General features: G+C 37.5%; 12 protein-coding genes. 6 read left to right on the top strand and 6 right to left on the bottom strand.

Annotation, left to right across the window (positions count from 1 at the left end):
• The first annotated feature begins 173 nt into the window (after nucleotides 1-173).
• Both EGI24_RS12880 and EGI24_RS12875 read left to right on the top strand, forming a co-directional pair.
• Nucleotides 174-2,564: a TonB-dependent receptor gene (locus EGI24_RS12880; protein ID WP_255048830.1), complete on the top strand. Its 2,391-nt coding sequence runs from the start codon at nucleotides 174-176 to the stop codon at nucleotides 2,562-2,564.
• Between the two features lie 5 nt (nucleotides 2,565-2,569).
• Entirely contained in the window at nucleotides 2,570-3,466 is an 897-nt protein-coding gene (locus EGI24_RS12875; RefSeq protein WP_255048829.1) for a DUF4249 domain-containing protein, read from the top strand.
• Nucleotides 3,467-3,470: 4 nt separating this feature from the next.
• Here the strand turns inward: EGI24_RS12875 and accD are convergent, their stop codons facing one another.
• Nucleotides 3,471-4,319, bottom strand: a complete 849-nt coding sequence (accD, locus tag EGI24_RS12870; RefSeq protein ID WP_255048828.1) for an acetyl-CoA carboxylase, carboxyltransferase subunit beta — start codon at nucleotides 4,317-4,319, stop codon at nucleotides 3,471-3,473.
• A 146-nt stretch (nucleotides 4,320-4,465) separates the two neighbouring features.
• Nucleotides 4,466-5,566, bottom strand: coding sequence for a M48 family metalloprotease (locus tag EGI24_RS12865; protein WP_255048827.1), 1,101 nt, complete (start codon nucleotides 5,564-5,566; stop codon nucleotides 4,466-4,468).
• Between the two features lie 221 nt (nucleotides 5,567-5,787).
• On the opposite strand from EGI24_RS12865, the gene EGI24_RS12860 reads away from it, so the two are divergent.
• Nucleotides 5,788-7,773 (top strand): hypothetical protein, encoded by a 1,986-nt coding sequence (locus EGI24_RS12860; RefSeq protein WP_255048826.1) that lies wholly within the window; start codon nucleotides 5,788-5,790, stop codon nucleotides 7,771-7,773.
• Here EGI24_RS12860 and EGI24_RS12855 read toward each other — a convergent pair.
• The 4 genes from EGI24_RS12855 to mnmD form a co-directional block, all read right to left on the bottom strand.
• Complete coding sequence (locus tag EGI24_RS12855; RefSeq protein ID WP_255048825.1) at nucleotides 7,763-9,034, bottom strand: aminotransferase class V-fold PLP-dependent enzyme; 1,272 nt, start codon at nucleotides 9,032-9,034, stop codon at nucleotides 7,763-7,765. The genes EGI24_RS12860 and EGI24_RS12855 overlap by 11 nt on opposite strands.
• Nucleotides 9,035-9,116: 82 nt before the next feature.
• Entirely contained in the window at nucleotides 9,117-10,016 is a 900-nt protein-coding gene (locus EGI24_RS12850; protein ID WP_255048824.1) for a Fic family protein, read from the bottom strand.
• Nucleotides 10,017-10,184: 168 nt separating this feature from the next.
• Nucleotides 10,185-11,531 (bottom strand): sugar porter family MFS transporter, encoded by a 1,347-nt coding sequence (locus EGI24_RS12845; RefSeq protein ID WP_255048823.1) that lies wholly within the window; start codon nucleotides 11,529-11,531, stop codon nucleotides 10,185-10,187.
• 69 nt (nucleotides 11,532-11,600) lie between these two features.
• Nucleotides 11,601-12,233, bottom strand: coding sequence for a tRNA (5-methylaminomethyl-2-thiouridine)(34)-methyltransferase MnmD (gene mnmD, locus EGI24_RS12840; RefSeq protein ID WP_255048822.1), 633 nt, complete (start codon nucleotides 12,231-12,233; stop codon nucleotides 11,601-11,603).
• Between the two features lie 80 nt (nucleotides 12,234-12,313).
• Here mnmD and bshC point away from each other — a divergent pair, with 80 nt between their 5' ends.
• From bshC to leuD, 3 genes are all read left to right on the top strand, one after another.
• On the top strand, nucleotides 12,314-13,858 hold the full coding sequence (bshC, locus tag EGI24_RS12835) for a bacillithiol biosynthesis cysteine-adding enzyme BshC (RefSeq protein ID WP_255048821.1): 1,545 nt from the start codon (nucleotides 12,314-12,316) through the stop codon (nucleotides 13,856-13,858).
• Nucleotides 13,859-14,137: 279 nt separating this feature from the next.
• Nucleotides 14,138-15,535, top strand: a complete 1,398-nt coding sequence (gene leuC / locus EGI24_RS12830; protein ID WP_255048820.1) for a 3-isopropylmalate dehydratase large subunit — start codon at nucleotides 14,138-14,140, stop codon at nucleotides 15,533-15,535.
• Nucleotides 15,536-15,583: 48 nt separating this feature from the next.
• Entirely contained in the window at nucleotides 15,584-16,177 is a 594-nt protein-coding gene (gene leuD, locus EGI24_RS12825) for a 3-isopropylmalate dehydratase small subunit (protein WP_255048819.1), read from the top strand.
• Nucleotides 16,178-16,233 lie beyond the last annotated feature (56 nt).

Here is a 16,233-nt window from a genome sequence, read left to right as displayed (position 1 = left end):
TTTTCTCTTTCGGATTATACTTATTAAAATATTTTAAAAACTAAATATCATAAATTGTATAATTTATAGATATTCTTGTGACTAAATCATAAAATAAACAATTAAAAACTATTTAACTAAGTGAAACGTTAAAATAAGACATCCAAATAATACAAGAGACTGAATATCAAATAATGTCAAACATTTATAAAGAACATTTTCCCGTTAAGCTTTTTTATTTCCTACTAATTTACGCAATCGGAATTTCAAATATTGCAATTAGCCAAAATAATTATACCATTAGTGGCAAAATAAGCGATGCAAAGAATGGTGAAGGCATGATAGGCGTGAACGTATATTTAAAAGAACTGAAAATTGGTACAAGTACCAATGTTTACGGCTTTTATTCCATCACTGCTCCAAAAGGTAAGTACACATTAACAACTAGCTACATTGGCTACAATAGCGTATCCAAAGAATACGTTTTGGAGCTAAATCAAACACTGAACATCGAGCTTATAGAGGAAGGTAAACTGCTGGAGGAAGTGGTAATAACCGGAAAACGAGAAGACGATAATGTAAAAAACATTGAAATGTCAGTAAATAAGGTAGAAATGAAAACCATCAAAAAAATGCCAGCCTTTTTAGGAGAGGTAGACGTGATACGAAGCATTCAGTTTCTTCCAGGGGTAAGTTCTGTGGGCGAAGGTTCATCAGGTTTTAACGTCAGAGGTGGTGGAATCGACCAAAACTTGGTATTACTTGATGAAGCTCCTGTTTATAATTCTTCTCACTTGTTTGGATTTTTCTCAGTATTTAACCCTGATGTGGTGAAAGACGTAAAACTGATAAAAGGTGGGATACCAGCTACCTATGGTGGAAGGGTTTCATCCATATTAGACGTAAGAATGAAAGAAGGAAACTCAAAAAAACCTGAATTCTCTGGTGGCTTGGGCACTATTTTTTCGAGGTTTGCTTACGAAAGACCTTTTTTAAAAGAAAAAGGAAGTTTTATTGTCGCCCTAAGGAGATCTTATATCGATATTTTAGCTAAGCCATTTTTAAATGCTGACCTAAAAGGTTCGAGGTTTTATTTTTATGATTTTACGGCCAAAACCAATTACAAAATAAACGACAAAAATACCATTTTCCTTTCTGGATATTTTGGTAGAGATGTATTTGGTGCTGATTTTGGTTTCAATTGGGGAAATTCTACGACTTCTTTTCGCTGGAATCACGTTTTCAACAATAAATTATTCCTGAATACCACAGTTTTTTACTCCAACTATGACTATTCTTTAGATTCGGATTTATCTAATGAAAATGCCCAAGATTCTTTCGAATGGAAATCTAACATATTGAATTATAGCATAAAACCTGATTTTAATTATTACCTAAATTCTAAAAATACGATATCATTTGGTGGCCAAGCCATTTATTACACTTTTAATCCTGGCCAAGCCACAGCTGTTTCTGGTGGAGAATCTCGGTCTATTGGACTGGATAGTAAATATGCCATCGAATCGGCCCTATACGTTGGAAATGAACAAAAACTGAGCGATAAACTAACGATAAACTATGGACTGAGGTATTCTTTCTACAGCTATATGGGCCCTGGAACAGTTTATACTTTCAATGAAAACACCACTCCAGGGGAAAGAAAACCGATAACTTCTACAAGGACATCAGAAAAAGGCGAGGCAATAAAAAATTATGGCAATTTGGAGCCCAGAATAGCATTTAATTTAGGAATTAACAACAGTACTTCCATAAAATTAGGGTATAACCGATTAGCACAATATATTCACTTACTTTCAAACACTGTGGCGTCTTCTCCTTTAGACGTTTGGACACCGAGTAGCAACAATATCAAGCCACAACTTTCTGATCAAGTAGCATTGGGTTTATTCAAGAATTTCTCTGAAAATCTGTATGAGACTTCCGTAGAAGTTTATTACAAAACGCTTAAAAACCAAATAGATTATATCAGAAATGCAGACCTTTTGTTAAACCCAGCAGTGGAGGGCGACCTCATGTATGGCATAGGAAGAGCTTATGGAGCCGAATTTTTTGTAAAAAAGAATAAAGGCAAATTTAACGGTTGGATTAGCTATACACTCGCAAGAACGGAGAGAAAAGTGGATGGCCTAAATAATAACGATTGGTATGCAAGTAGAATTGACAAGGCTCATAATATCTCTGTGGTTGGCATCTTAGATTTATCCAAGAAATGGTCTATGGGTACAACTTTGTCTTTTTCAAGTGGAACACCAGCAAGTTTTCCAACCAACAAGTTTGTATGGCAAGGAATTGCCCTTCCACACAACTATACCGATGATAGAAACACCTACCGAATTCCGAACAGCCATAGACTAGACTACTCAGCAACACGTAAAAACAAACATGCCTTGTTTGGAAAAGGCGAAAGTGAGTGGGTATTCTCGGTATATAATGTTTACAATAGAAAAAATCCGTTTTCGGTGTATGTTCGTCAAAATCCAGATGATCCTTCGAAAACCGAGGCTGTTAAGTATTCGGTTTTTGCCGCTATTATTCCTGCGGTAACATACAATTTCAAATTCTAAAAACAATGAAGAAAGTTATATCAATTATAGGCCTTGCAATCGGTTTATTTTCATGTGAACAAGTAATAGATTTAGAAGTAAAAGACGGGGTAAATCAGCTAGTTGTGGATGCTTGGCTCACAGATGAAGTCAAAGAACAGCGTGTTAAACTTACTGTTTCTCAGCCATATTTTGAAGAATCTGATCCAAAGCCAGCACTTGGAGCCGAGGTAATTGTGTTTAACCAAGACAGCACCGCTCATGTTTTTACTGATAAAGACAATGATGGTGTTTATACCTATAAACCTGAAGCGGGTAAGTTTCTAAAAGACAATGAGCAGGCGGCCCTATATGTAAAATACGAAAACGAAGAGTTTTATTCGTTGTCACAACTCAAAAGAGTACCAAAAATAGACTCTGTTGGATATGAAGTGTTCTCGTTTCCAATAACTCCGCAAGATGGAGGTCCAAAAGATGGATTTCTTGCCCAGTTTTATGCCAATGACATCGCTGGAGCTGGAGACACTTACTTAATAAGGTCTTACAAAAATGACACTTTAAGATTTAAGCCAGCTGACATAACTTTGGCTTACGACGCTGGCTTTTCACCGGGCTCTAAGTCTGATGGTTTGATGTTTATTTTGCCTATAAGACAATCATTGAATCAAACTTTGTTTTTGGATAAAGACAAATTGAAAGTCGAACTTTTTTCTATTCCTACCGAGGCTTATTACTATTTGCTACAACTAAGGCAAGAATCCTCTAACGGAGGAATATTTGCTACGCCATTGAGTAATATTCCTACAAACATTATTAACCTGAATAGCAAGTCTACAAAAAAAGCTTTAGGGGCGTTTTTTGTCTCAAAAGTTAGCACTTTTGAGACCACAATAGAAAAAAGTAAGGCTAAGCCGAAACAGTAGAAACTTATTTTTTAGCCAATAAAGCTAAAAGACTCGCTAATTTGTCTTTGAGGTCTTTACGATCAACAATGAAGTCCAGAAAACCGTGTTCCAAAATAAACTCTGCAGTTTGGAATCCCTTCGGAAGATCTTTTCCAATAGTTTCTTTGATAATTCTTGGTCCAGCAAAACCGATCAATGAACCTGGTTCGGCCACATTGAAATCTCCTAACATAGCAAAAGAAGCTGTTACCCCTCCAGTGGTTGGGTCAGTTAAAAGTGATATATATGGCAATTTAGCTTCTTCAAGCAAGGCTAATTTGGCGGAAGTTTTGGCCATTTGCATTAACGAAAATCCTGCTTCCATCATTCTAGCTCCGCCTGACTTTGAAATCATCAAAAATGGCGTTTTGGTTTTAATAGCATGACTGATTCCTCGGGCAATTTTTTCACCTACTACAGAACCCATGGAGCCTCCAATAAAACCAAAGTCCATACATGAAATAGTTATTTCCTGACCATGCATTTTACCATAAGCAGTACGGCAAGCATCTTTTAGCCCGGATTTCTCAACAGTGGTTTTTATACGATCGGGATAAGCTTTTGTATCTACAAATTTGAGCGGATCGCCAGATATCATGTCTTTATCTAACTCTGTGAAAGCCCCTTCGTCAAATAGCAAATTGAAATAAGCCTCTGAACCTATTTTGTCGTGATAATTGCAATGAATACAAGTAAATGCATTTTGCTTGTGTTCACGGGTATGCATCACGTTTTTACACTCAGGACATTGATACCAAAGTCCGTCAGGAGTTTCGCGTTTGAGCTCAGTGGGAGTATTAATCCCTTTTTCAGTTCTTCTAAACCAAGACATAAAATGGTAAGATTTTGGAGGGGCAAATATAAAAGAATTTTCATGCCCGAAATGCAGAAAGCGGGTTTTTTATTTGAAAAACCCACCGTTGTTAATCAATTATTTCAATTTACTAATTTCTCAAAAGCGTTGATTTAGAAATGTCTTCAGAAAATCTCTTCGTCGTTTTTGAAGTATTTCGTACCCTCTACGCCTCCATAATATATTACCCTTGCCTTACCCTGCTTTTGCCCAGCTATGAAGTCAACTATAATCCTATCGCCGTTTCTGTAAATGTATGTACTTTGGAAACCGTGCATTTTACCCTGGTAAAAACCTCCAATGTATTTATCTCCATTTTTGAGATAAAGTGTTCCTTTGCCGTTATACATGCTATTAGAAAATGACCCTTCGTACTTCTTTTTTCCATCTTTGTAATACTCTGTACCTTGACCATGGCGTTTGCCCATGTGCCAGTCTCCTTCAAATTTCTCAGAGGTTTTTGAATTTATGGCCACACCATATCCTTCTAAACAATTGCCATCCACACAACCTTTTTTACGTAATGGAGTCATTTCGGTGTTACTCGAAACAGTGGTTTCTATTATCATTTCATCAAGTACCTTTTCGGCTGGCACTTCTATTCCCCTTTCCAATTTAGTTGCCTGGATATCAGGATATAATTCTCGGGCATTCATGTAGCCTTTCTCAATTGATTTGAGCCTCAAACTTCTAGCAGGGTGCGTAGTAGTGGTATATTCGGTCGTTAAACTTGCTATAGCAGATTGTGCTTCTTTGAGTTTGGCCCCCATTTGATACATTACAAAACCCGAAAACTCGTCTGCTTCTAACTCTTTTTCGTGTTCAGAACCACCTTGTTTTATGGTATGACCTTGCAAATGGTGGCCTATTTCATGTGCCAAAATACTCAAAGCACCCCAATCTGTTTTGGTTACGTTGCTTAATTTATTGATAAACTTAGGGTCGTAAACTATCAACCTTTCGCCATTGCGAGTGGCGGCAAAGCAATTGTCGGTGTTTGGACATTCCATCACATAAAAATTCTGCTTTAAACCTGATCTTCTAACGATGTTTTCTATGGCTTTACTCACCTCAGGCCGAGTAGAAAAAGCAACCCAATTGCATATTTCACGCTCATTGATAGCCTGTCCATAATAGTTTTTCCCAACGATTATTCCAGTATTGTTTTGGGCAAAAGAGACGAAATTAATTAGGGTAAAAAGCAAAACAACAATCGAAGCTTTCATGTATAGGTTTAATAAGTTTTGTACATAAACGAAATTGGCTCTCAAAATAATATTCATATAGAGAGTATTCTTCCTATTTAAAAAAATAATTGCAGAAAAATAGCTTCAAAAATTCGTTATTTTAGACAGAAGATTAGTTTTCTTGAGTAACTTTTTGATTCAAAAAGATTTAAAACGTCTATATTTTGACCAATTATTAATAGTTTTGTTATCAAATACCTATGATAATTAAAGATACGATGGAAAACAACCCCATTCAAAGTCCCTTTGATGTGTGGAGAAACGGCCATTCTGAATACAAGAGTGCCTATTTTAATCATGAAGCAAGTTTTATAAAACAGTTGATTCCTGAGATTTCGGTGGGTCTAAATGTGTTCGAGATATTTCAGATTCTCCAATCCCGTTTTGGGACGGATAAACTTGGACAAGCTATCAATCCAGGCTATACATTCCCGAGTCCGCTAGAAGGAAAAATAAACGGTGATTGGCTAAAAACTACCAATATGGTAGGCGTAAATATACGGACGATTGGCAATTTCTTAAATCTTATAAAATACTTACTTACTACTGGCAATTGCCACGATTCTATCCATATTTTGCCTATTTGGGAGCCTGGGGTGGTGTCGAGTTTGTATGGGAAAATAAGTTGGAATATCAATCCTGAGTTTTTTAGTGAAGAATTAAAAAATGCCATTCCGAACCTGGATACTGTTGAAAAACAGCTCAAGGTGGTTACAAATTTGATTCACATGATGGGAAAATCGGTGGGTTTGGATGTAATTCCGCACACCGATAGATTCTCGGAGTTGGTGTTTTTGCACCCGCAAATGTTTGAGTGGGTAAAACGAAAAGAGCATCACATATTAGCAGTAAATACTCAAAACGGTTGTGAAGTAGAAGACATTATTTGGGAGTATCTTGTTCAAAAAGGTACTGCTGATGGTAGCCTAATATCGTATAGTAAAACTGTGTTTTTTGACTTTAAAAATCCAATTTTAAGTGAGAAACAAAGGCTTGAAGTTTTGTTTGGACATGTTGCCGATCGGGAAAATAGATTGCATAGGCGACTAGAAATGATGCAGCAATTGCTCTACCATGGATTGGAAACCTTGCCCGTAACCATGGCTCCTCCTTACAGAGGGCTGCATTTGGTAGAGAACGATTTTATTTATGATAAAATGGGTAACAAATGGTACAATTACCAATTTGATAAACCCGAGGCTATGTCAAGAGTCTTTGGACCTCTGACCAGATATAAATTCTATCATGCCGAAAGCAATCAGCAATTAGAATTTGACAACCCCAATATTCCTGCTTGGGAATATGTTTGCCAAAAATATTATGAGTGCCAACAAGCTTACAATTTTGATTTTATGCGTGGCGATATGGCCCACGTGCAACCAAGGTCCAATGGCGTTCCTGAGCAAATTGATGCCTTTTATGACCCCTTGAAAGCAATCAAAAATTATGTGGTGAAACAAGGCGTAAAGCACTTCGGTTTTTTTGCAGAAACCTTCATAGCACCGCCCGACACTATGGGATATGGTAACGAAATAGATCACCTAGAAGCCATAGAAGCCGATAGTACGCTTGGGGATTTACAAGCTACACCCGTTGGTTCTGAGGTATTTATGACTATATTGGAAGAATACATAAACATAGCCGAGACCAGAGAATTTGCACCGAATTTTACGATGATTACGGCCGATAAAGACGATCCTCGTTTTGATGGGTTTTATAAAAAAGGCAATCATTTGAGATATTTTGTGGGTATTTTCTTACCTGTTTTGCCTTCGTATATGTCTTTGGGCTTTGAATGCCGTAATCCACATCTAGAACGTGGGCCAAACGAGGAGTACAGTAAACTCTACGTTTTTCAAATAAATGACGACGCCGAGACAGATAAAGTGACCCACGGGCCTTTTGTTTGGGGTAAAAACTATGGACTTTTTGCTGAAATAGAAAAAATGAAGCTTCTATTCGAAACCATACAAAAAGAAACGCAATTCACCGATTTTGAATGGATTTCTAAACCTTCAAAAACCAATTTTGTGGCGGAGTGGAGCATTGGGAATTATTTGTTTGTGGTGAATTTTCATGCTAATGAAAAACTTTCCCTCTCTGAGAAAGAAAATTATGAAATCGTATATACTTCGATTTCATTGGAAAAAAATCATGAATGCCGTATTTACAAATCTAAAGTTTAGAAACATACATTAACCCCTCCAAAAGTCTATCCAAATCACGGAGAGAAGTGTAAACATGGGGTGTAACTCTGGCTCCGTTTATTTTTTCCCATTTGGTGGGCGAAGTGTGTACTTTGAATTTCTCAAAAAGTTTGGATTCTATTACGCCCGCCTCCATGCCTTCCATGCCCACGTTGGCTATGGCACAGGAGTATTGGGCATCTAGTGGCGTAAACATTTTCACTCTCGGAATTTTTACGGCTTCTTTGGTCCAATATTCTTTTAGGTAGCGAATGCGGTCTTCCTTACGTTTGTTTCCGATGGTGTGTTGAAAGTTCAGGGCGGTGCCGATTCCCTGCTCAATCATGAAAGAACGCGTGCCCAAATTTTCATATTTTCTGACGTTTTCGCTAAATGGGTCTCCGTTTGGAATGAGCGGAAAAACGTTTTTTATTTCCTGTTTCTTGATCCAAAGCATCCCAGAACCTATCGGAGCAGAAAGCCATTTGTGAAGGCTAGTGCCGTAAAAATCGCAGTTGAGGTCAGGAATTTTGAAATCTAATAAGGCAAAAGAGTGTGCTCCATCCACCAACACTTTTATGCCTTTCTTTTTGGCATCATCGGCAATTTTCCTGACAGGTAAAATCTGGCCATTCCAGTTTACCACATGCGTAAGATGTACGACTTTGGTTCTTGAAGTGAATTTTTCTGTATATTTTTTTATAATTAATTCATTATCAGCCAAAGGCAAGTCAATGTCAACATAAACCAACTCTATGCCGTCTCTTACTTCTCTTTGTCTCCATGCATGCAGCATATTGGGGTAGTCATACTTTGAAAGCACCACTTGGTCTCCTTTTTGAAGTGGCAAACCCAAAATAACCGTGTCGATGGCTTCTGTTGCATTGCGATTGATGGCAATTTCTTCAGCCGAAACTCCAGCAAATTTTGCCAGATTTTCCCTTAATGGCTCTCTTCCCTGGTCCATTATTCGCCACATGTAGTAGGAAGGACCGTCGTTGGCGAGTTTGTTGTAATGCTCAACCGCATCTTGTACCACTTTAGGAGACGGACTTACTCCGCCATTGTTGAGGTTCACGATTTGTTGAGATGTCGTATAGGCCATCCTAATCTGAGCCCAAAAGTCCTCGTCATCCACACTTGGGTTGGCTGAACTAACATAATCACTTATTTCTTTCAAAAATCCTGCATCTGGAATCTTAAGAAATGGCAAAAAAGCAGAAGAAATAAGCTTCGATGAGAACGAACGTCTGTTTAGCATTGGTTTATTGATGGGTTTGGGAGAGTAAGTTTGTGAAAAAGTGGGAGATTTTAAAGAGAAAGCACGAGAAAATTTCCCTCTTTCAATTATGATCAAACTCAATCTCAAAATAATTCAATAGCATTTTAAAATTGTCTTGTGCTGTTAAGCAGGTATCCAACAAATATTCCTTTATGTTGTCCCATTCCTTTAAGCCACGGTAGTAAAAGAGTTTTAATTCCTCGTCAATGATAAAAGGTACGACATTATTTGCTAAACATTCTTTAAACATGACTAGCCTTCCTACTCGACCATTGCCATCTTGAAACGGGTGAATAAGCTCAAACTTCTGATGAAAATCGATAATATCAATAATGGATTTTTGCTTCAAACTGTTGTAGTTAGACAGCAGTTCTTTCATTTTGACAGAAACATCTTTGGGTAAACACGTTTCATTACCACCTACTTCGTTCGGCAGTTTTTTGTAATCGCCTACTTTAAACCAATCTTTTCGACTGTCCGAAGTTCCAGATTTCAGCATAAAATGTAGCTCCTTAATATAGCTTTCTGTCAATTTTAAGTCTGCATTGTCTATGATAGAATCTATACATCGGAAGTGGTTAGTCGTCTCTATGATGTCGTCTACATTTATTGATGCAGTAGAAACCCCAATGGTGTTAGTTTCAAAAATATACCTTGTTTGGTCTTGTGTAAGCTTACCTCCTTCAATTCGGTTTGAAGAATAAGTAAGGTCAATCTGAGTGCGGTGATAAATACCACCTTTCAGTTTCATGGCTTTTTGCTCTTTTAAGGTTTTAAGGAGCTTATTAAAATGAGAAATTTCAGTTTTAGATTTTAGTGGTAACACCGCATCTTCAGGAATATTCCAAGTTTTGCCTGTCAAGAAACAACCACTTATCTTCCCAGAAGCACAATTATACCTAACTGTCCTTTCTGGAATATTCCATTTCTTTGCAAACTCACCTACTGATATATAACTCATGCATATTTGCCCTTATCGGCAAGATTTTTTGAAAAAAGCTAGGTAAAAGTAAGAAAACTTGCCGATATCAGCAAGTCTTTTTGGTTTGGAAATCAACATCTCGCCTTAGAATCTAAAAAATGCAAGCCCACTGGACCTGTACTTTTACTTCAAAAAAACCTCAAAATATCAATTATATTTTTTCTCAATATCTTCCAAACTTAGTCCTTTGGTTTCGAACACTACGAATTTGGCGAAAAATAGACCTAAAAGTACGACAATCATGTAAATGAAGAATATGCCGCCGTTCTTTCCTAAGGAAGTAGCACGCATTAATGGAAACGAAATGGCCACCATCAAATCGAAAAACCAGTGATTAAAACTCCCCATGCTTGAAGCAAATCCTCTGATTTTTAATGGATAAACCTCGGATATCAATAACCATCCCAATGGCCCTAAACTAATGGCGAAGAAAATAATATAGGTATAAATTCCGCCTACCAACATCATTTGGCGTAAACCTGCCGGCAAGCTGCTCTCAAACAAAAATGCCAAGCCAACAGTACCCAAACAAACGGCTGTACCTATCAAACCTGTAAAAAGCAAGGGTTTACGGCCCCATTTGTCGAGAAACTGCATTCCTAAAATGGTGGCCAGCGAGTTTACAATTCCTACACCAACAGTGGCCAATGTAGCCTGTGAATCACTAAAAAGTGACTTAAAAATATCTGTTGAATAATAAATGATGGCATTGATACCCGAAAACTGTTGAATGGCAAATATCCCAATTCCGATGAAAAGCGGAATTCTCAATTTTGGCATGAATAACTCCATCCAGCTCGACTTATTTTGCTTTTCTTCTTCTAGCAATTTCAAGGTTTCATTGTATTCTGCTACGGCTTCATCAGGCGTTCTAAGCTGATTTAGGACTTTCAGGGCTTCTTCATTTCTTCCTTTTGTGAGTAACCATCTTGGGCTTTCGGGTACCAATAACATTCCCACAAACAATATAATGGCAGGGACAAATCCAGCCCAAAACATCATTCGCCAAGCATTTTCTGCCTCGCCAAAGATATAGCCCACTACATAAGAGAGTAAAATACCCAAAGTAATAGCTAACTGAAAGAAGGTCACCATTCTACCCCGTTTATCTTTCGGCGACAGCTCCGCCAAATATAATGGAACCGTGGCAGCCACTATACCAATGGCCAAGCCCAAAAGCAACCTACCTGCAATAAGCGAGTTGGTATCTGGAGCAATGGCAGCCAATATAGAACCCACAACAAAAACCAAGGAAGCAATAATGTTGATCTTTTTTCGACCCAATTTGTCGGTTAAAAATCCAGAAATAAAGGGTCCAAACATGGCCCCAAAAAGAACGGCTCCTACCACCATGCTTTCTTGTGAAGGCGTAAGTTGTAGTTGCTCTCGAAGCGAAGGAAGTGCAACATTGATAACTCCAGTATCGAATCCGAAGAGTAGGCCCCCAGTAGCTGCAACTGCAGCAATGAAATAAATGATCGTGTTTTTGTTCATAGGTTTTGGAATGTATTTTCCACAAAACTATGAAAATTTTTGGCATTAATTTAACTTTTTAAAGAACCATCAACACAAGTTTATTGCCCTCAAAATCTCCCTTTTATGTGGTGGGCCTTGGTGTTTTTCTATTTTATAGCCAGCTTGCTTAAGGTTTTTCTGTACCATTACCTTTGAACAATAAGTGGTCAAAATCCCATCTTGAACAAGCAATTTTCTTAGTTTTTTGAAAATTTCAGCAGTCCAAAGCTCTGGCTGGGCATCGGGAGCAAAAGCATCAAAATAAATCAAATGGAAAGTTTGATTAGCTTCATAATTTTCTACTTCAATTTCTTTTTTCTCAAAACTAAAATATTTTGAAAGCTGCTTGGGCCTCTCCCACTCACAAGTATGATAGATTTGCAAATCCTCATTCAGTCCTTGAAATAAACCTGACCGAATTGGATAAGGCTCTAATCCCACATAAGAAGTTGAAATTTGATGCTCATCGGCCATTTTCTGACTCAAAAAAGCATTCAGGCCAGTACCGAATCCGACTTCTAAAATTCTAATTGCATTGAATTTCTTGATTGCATCCAAATATCCAAGGTTTATATAAACCCACTCCGATTCTGTTTTCGCACCAAAAACCGAATGGTAATATTGTTTAAATTGCTCCGAATAAACAGTTTTGGAGCCATCTTCTGTAGTTCTGACAATCATTTCTGTTAAATTTGGAACAAATATAAGTTTTGAAACCCAATCGTGGTTTTCTTTGTTTTCATTTTTAAAATCAAACTATTTTGGAAATTACTCATAAGCAGATACCCTTTTCGCAAGCCTCTCATTTTCCTAAACTTTTCATAGATTACATAGACAGAAATCCTCAGTTGAGTGATTTTTATGATTCCTTTCCTGATCTTGAAGGTTTCAAAGAAGCAATTTCCAAACGTAAATTTAACTACAGAAAAGAGTTGGTCGATGCTTTGAAAAATCAATATCAAGGAATTGAAAATCAGCCGAATATCAATATTCTGCTCGACGAAAATACGTTTACTGTAACTACAGGACACCAACTCAACATTTTTACTGGGCCGCTATACGTGATTTACAAAATAGTAAGTACCATCAATTTGGCTAAAAAACTAAAAGAGGCTTATCCAAATTACAATTTTGTGCCTATATATTGGATGGCTACGGAGGACCATGATTTCGAAGAGATTTCTTACTTTAATCTTTTCGGACAAAAACACAAATGGGAAACAGAGCAAAAAGGCGGAGTAGGAAAAATGAATCCATCCGAATTATTGCAAATTATTGAAGGTTTGAGAGATAAACCTGAAGTCTTTTTGAGAGCTTATGGAGATAATAGTACCTTAGCGGGAGCCGTTAGACAGTATATGCACGAATTATTTGGTGCCGAAGGCTTGATTTGTATCGATGGTGACGATAGAATTTTGAAGAGTATCTTTGCTCCTATCATGAAAAAAGACATCACTGAGAACGCAGCTGAAAAGATTGTGGCCAAAACCTCCGCTCGTCTTGAAAACCTTGGATACAAAACTCAGATACATGCCCGCAACATTAATTTCTTCTATTTGGACGAAAACCTGCGTGATAGATTAGAAAAACAAGGCGAAAAATATACGGTTATAAACACAGATTTGAGTTTTTCTGAAGCTGAAATTCTAAAAATTTTAGAAAAAACTCCTGAAAAAATAAGCCCTAACGTAGTTTTAAGACCAATTTACCAAGAAACCATTTTGCCTAATCTTGCCTATCTTGGTGGGCCATCCGAAGTCTGTTATTGGTTACAATTGAAAGATATCTTTGAACATCATCAGGTACAATTTCCAATTCTTTTGCCAAGAAACCTTGGATTAGCCATAAACGAAGGCACAAAAAAAAGGATGGAAAAATTAGGTGTAGAAGCCGAAGAACTGTTTCAAGACGATGTGACTTTGAAAAGAAATTTTGTAGAGAAAAACTCCGTAAATTCACTTTCACTGGCTGTTGAAATTAACCAAATAGCTGCGGCTTTTGACCAAATTATAAAAAAAGCAGCCGAGGTAGATCCCACACTCAAACCTGCAATGGAATCTGAAAAAGTGAAGAATGCAACTTCCCTTGAGCATTTGGAGAAAAGAATTAAGAAAGCTGAAGAGAAAAAGTTCGAGACTTCATTGGCTCAATTGCAAGGATTAAAAGAGAAATTATTTCCTGGTGGCGGTCTTCAGGAACGTTCAGAAAACTTCCTGAATTTTTACCTAAATGACCCACAGTTTATTTCAAAAATTTCACAAACCTTTGACCCTCTGGATTTTAAATTCAACATTATTTTTGTTTGAAACAATGCCTTATTTCAAAATAAAGCATTTTAGTATTGAAAAATTACCGCAATTGCTTTGAATAGAAGATGTGTTTATTTTACATTTGTGCTTCTTTTATTCAATCATAGGTTATACAATATACACAAAGCGAGGGAAGATTCTTCTCTCGCTTTTTTATTGTTTATTTAGACCATTTTGCTATTTGAACCAAAAACGCTATTATTTGGTCGAATTGAATAATTACGCTTTCCTTTATTTGCTGCAATTTTGTACTCGAAAATTTATCAAAAGAAAAATATGTCTAAGAAAACTCTTTTTGACAAAGTTTGGGATGCTCACATGGTAAAACACATAGAGGATGGCCCAGATGTATTGTTTATCGACCGTCATTTTATCCATGAAGTTACTAGTCCCGTGGCGTTTTTAGGGCTGGAGTCTCGCGGAATAGGAGTGTTGTTTCCTGAAAGAACTTTTGCAACTGCTGACCACAACACGCCTACTATCAATCAGCACTTGCCTGTTAAAGATCCACTTTCGGCTAATCAACTTAAAGCTTTAGAAACCAATTCTGGTAAATATGGAATTTCACATTGGGGTTTAGGAAATCCAAAAAACGGCATTGTACACGTAGTAGGACCAGAAAATGGTATTACACAACCGGGCATGACTATCGTTTGTGGTGACTCACATACTTCTACGCACGGTGCATTTGGTGCCATTGCGTTTGGAATTGGTACTTCTGAGGTGGAAATGGTGTTAGCATCGCAATGTATTATGCAACCCAAGCCTAAGAGAATGAGAATTAACGTCAATGGTAAACTTGGAAAAGCAGTAACCCCTAAAGACGTAACACTTTATATTATTTCTCAAATTTCTGCTTCTGGAGCCACAGGATACTTTGCTGAATACGCTGGAGATGTTTTTGAAAACATGACCATGGAGGGACGTATGACGGTTTGTAATATGTCGATCGAAATGGGTGCTCGTGGTGGCATGATTGCACCAGACGAAACTACTTTTGCATTCCTTGAAGGCCGTGAACAAAGCCCTAAAGGCGACGAATGGACAAAGCAAGTAGCTTACTGGAAAACCCTGAAAACAGACGAAGGTGCTGAGTTTGATCTAGAGCTAACTTACGATGCCGCAGATATAGAGCCTCAAATTACTTATGGTACTAATCCTGGTTTGGGAACAGGAATTTCAAGAAATATTCCGAAAGCAAGTGACGTAAAAGATGGCGAAGCCAGCTATAAAAAATCATTGGCTTATATGGGATTTGCCGAAGGAGAAAGCATGATAGGCAAAGAAGTTGACTACGTATTTTTAGGAAGCTGTACAAATGGTCGTATAGAAGACTTCAGAGCATTTGCTTCGATTGTAAAAGGACGTAAAAAAGCGGATAATATCACAGCTTGGTTAGTCCCTGGCTCACATATTGTAGAAGCTCAAATCAAAGAAGAAGGAATTTTGGATATTCTGACTGAAGCTGGTTTTGCTCTTCGTCAACCAGGATGTTCAGCATGTTTGGCTATGAATGACGATAAAGTTCCAGCAGGAAAACTTGCAGTTTCTACTTCAAATAGAAACTTTGAAGGTCGTCAAGGACCAAACTCAAAAACCCTTTTGGCTTCTCCATTAGTAGCAGCCGCAGCAGCAGTGACTGGCAAAGTGACTGATCCAAGGGTATTTTTGTAATTAATAGTAAAAGAAATTTGCCGGTCAATCGGTTAAATAAATAATAATATGGCATACGATAGTTTTAATATCTTAACATCTAGTTGTGTTCCACTTCCATTAGAAAACGTGGATACAGACCAGATCATTCCTGCTCGCTTTTTGAAAGCGACCAAAAGAGAAGGCTTTGGGGATAACCTTTTTAGAGATTGGAGATATAATGGAGATGACACTCCAAAGGCCGATTTCGTTTTGAATAACCCAACTTATTCAGGAAAAATTCTTGTAGCTGGTCGCAACTTCGGCTCGGGTTCAAGTCGTGAGCATGCTGCTTGGGCTATTTATGATTATGGCTTCCGTTGTGTGATTTCAAGCTTCTTTGCTGATATTTTTAAAGGGAATTCACTAAACATTGGCATCTTACCAGTAACGGTTAGTCCTGAATTTCTTGACAAAATATTTAGATCCATCGAAAGCGACCCAAAAACAGAAGTAATAGTTGATTTACCAAATCAAAAAGTAACGATTGCGGCCACGGGTGAATCAGAATCATTCGACATCAACGGTTACAAAAAGCATAACATGACCAACGGTTTCGATGATATAGATTACCTACAATCAATGAAGGCAGAAATCGCTGAATTTGAAAAAACTCGTATTTGATAAAACCCAATTTTTGAATTTATTCAAAAGAGTACAATAAAATAATCCATGCTGTT

Origin of the sequence: Lacihabitans sp. CS3-21 (assembly GCF_024343675.1) — a bacterium.
GTDB lineage: Bacteria > Bacteroidota > Bacteroidia > Cytophagales > Spirosomataceae > Leadbetterella.
This window is presented reverse-complemented; position numbering and strand designations above follow the sequence as displayed.

Excerpts from the sequence above, each read along its gene's own strand:
- EGI24_RS12880 (WP_255048830.1), top strand. The coding sequence starts at position 174 with ATGTCAAACATTTATAAAGAACATTTTCCCGTTAAGCTTTTTTATTTC.
- EGI24_RS12875 (WP_255048829.1), top strand. The coding sequence starts at position 2,570 with ATGAAGAAAGTTATATCAATTATAGGCCTTGCAATCGGTTTATTTTCA.
- accD (WP_255048828.1), bottom strand. The coding sequence starts at position 4,319 with ATGTCTTGGTTTAGAAGAACTGAAAAAGGGATTAATACTCCCACTGAG.
- EGI24_RS12865 (WP_255048827.1), bottom strand. The coding sequence starts at position 5,566 with ATGAAAGCTTCGATTGTTGTTTTGCTTTTTACCCTAATTAATTTCGTC.
- EGI24_RS12860 (WP_255048826.1), top strand. The coding sequence starts at position 5,788 with ATGATAATTAAAGATACGATGGAAAACAACCCCATTCAAAGTCCCTTT.
- EGI24_RS12855 (WP_255048825.1), bottom strand. The coding sequence starts at position 9,034 with ATGCTAAACAGACGTTCGTTCTCATCGAAGCTTATTTCTTCTGCTTTT.
- EGI24_RS12850 (WP_255048824.1), bottom strand. The coding sequence starts at position 10,016 with ATGAGTTATATATCAGTAGGTGAGTTTGCAAAGAAATGGAATATTCCA.
- EGI24_RS12845 (WP_255048823.1), bottom strand. The coding sequence starts at position 11,531 with ATGAACAAAAACACGATCATTTATTTCATTGCTGCAGTTGCAGCTACT.
- mnmD (WP_255048822.1), bottom strand. The coding sequence starts at position 12,233 with ATGATTGTCAGAACTACAGAAGATGGCTCCAAAACTGTTTATTCGGAG.
- leuC (WP_255048820.1), top strand. The coding sequence starts at position 14,138 with ATGTCTAAGAAAACTCTTTTTGACAAAGTTTGGGATGCTCACATGGTA.
- leuD (WP_255048819.1), top strand. The coding sequence starts at position 15,584 with ATGGCATACGATAGTTTTAATATCTTAACATCTAGTTGTGTTCCACTT.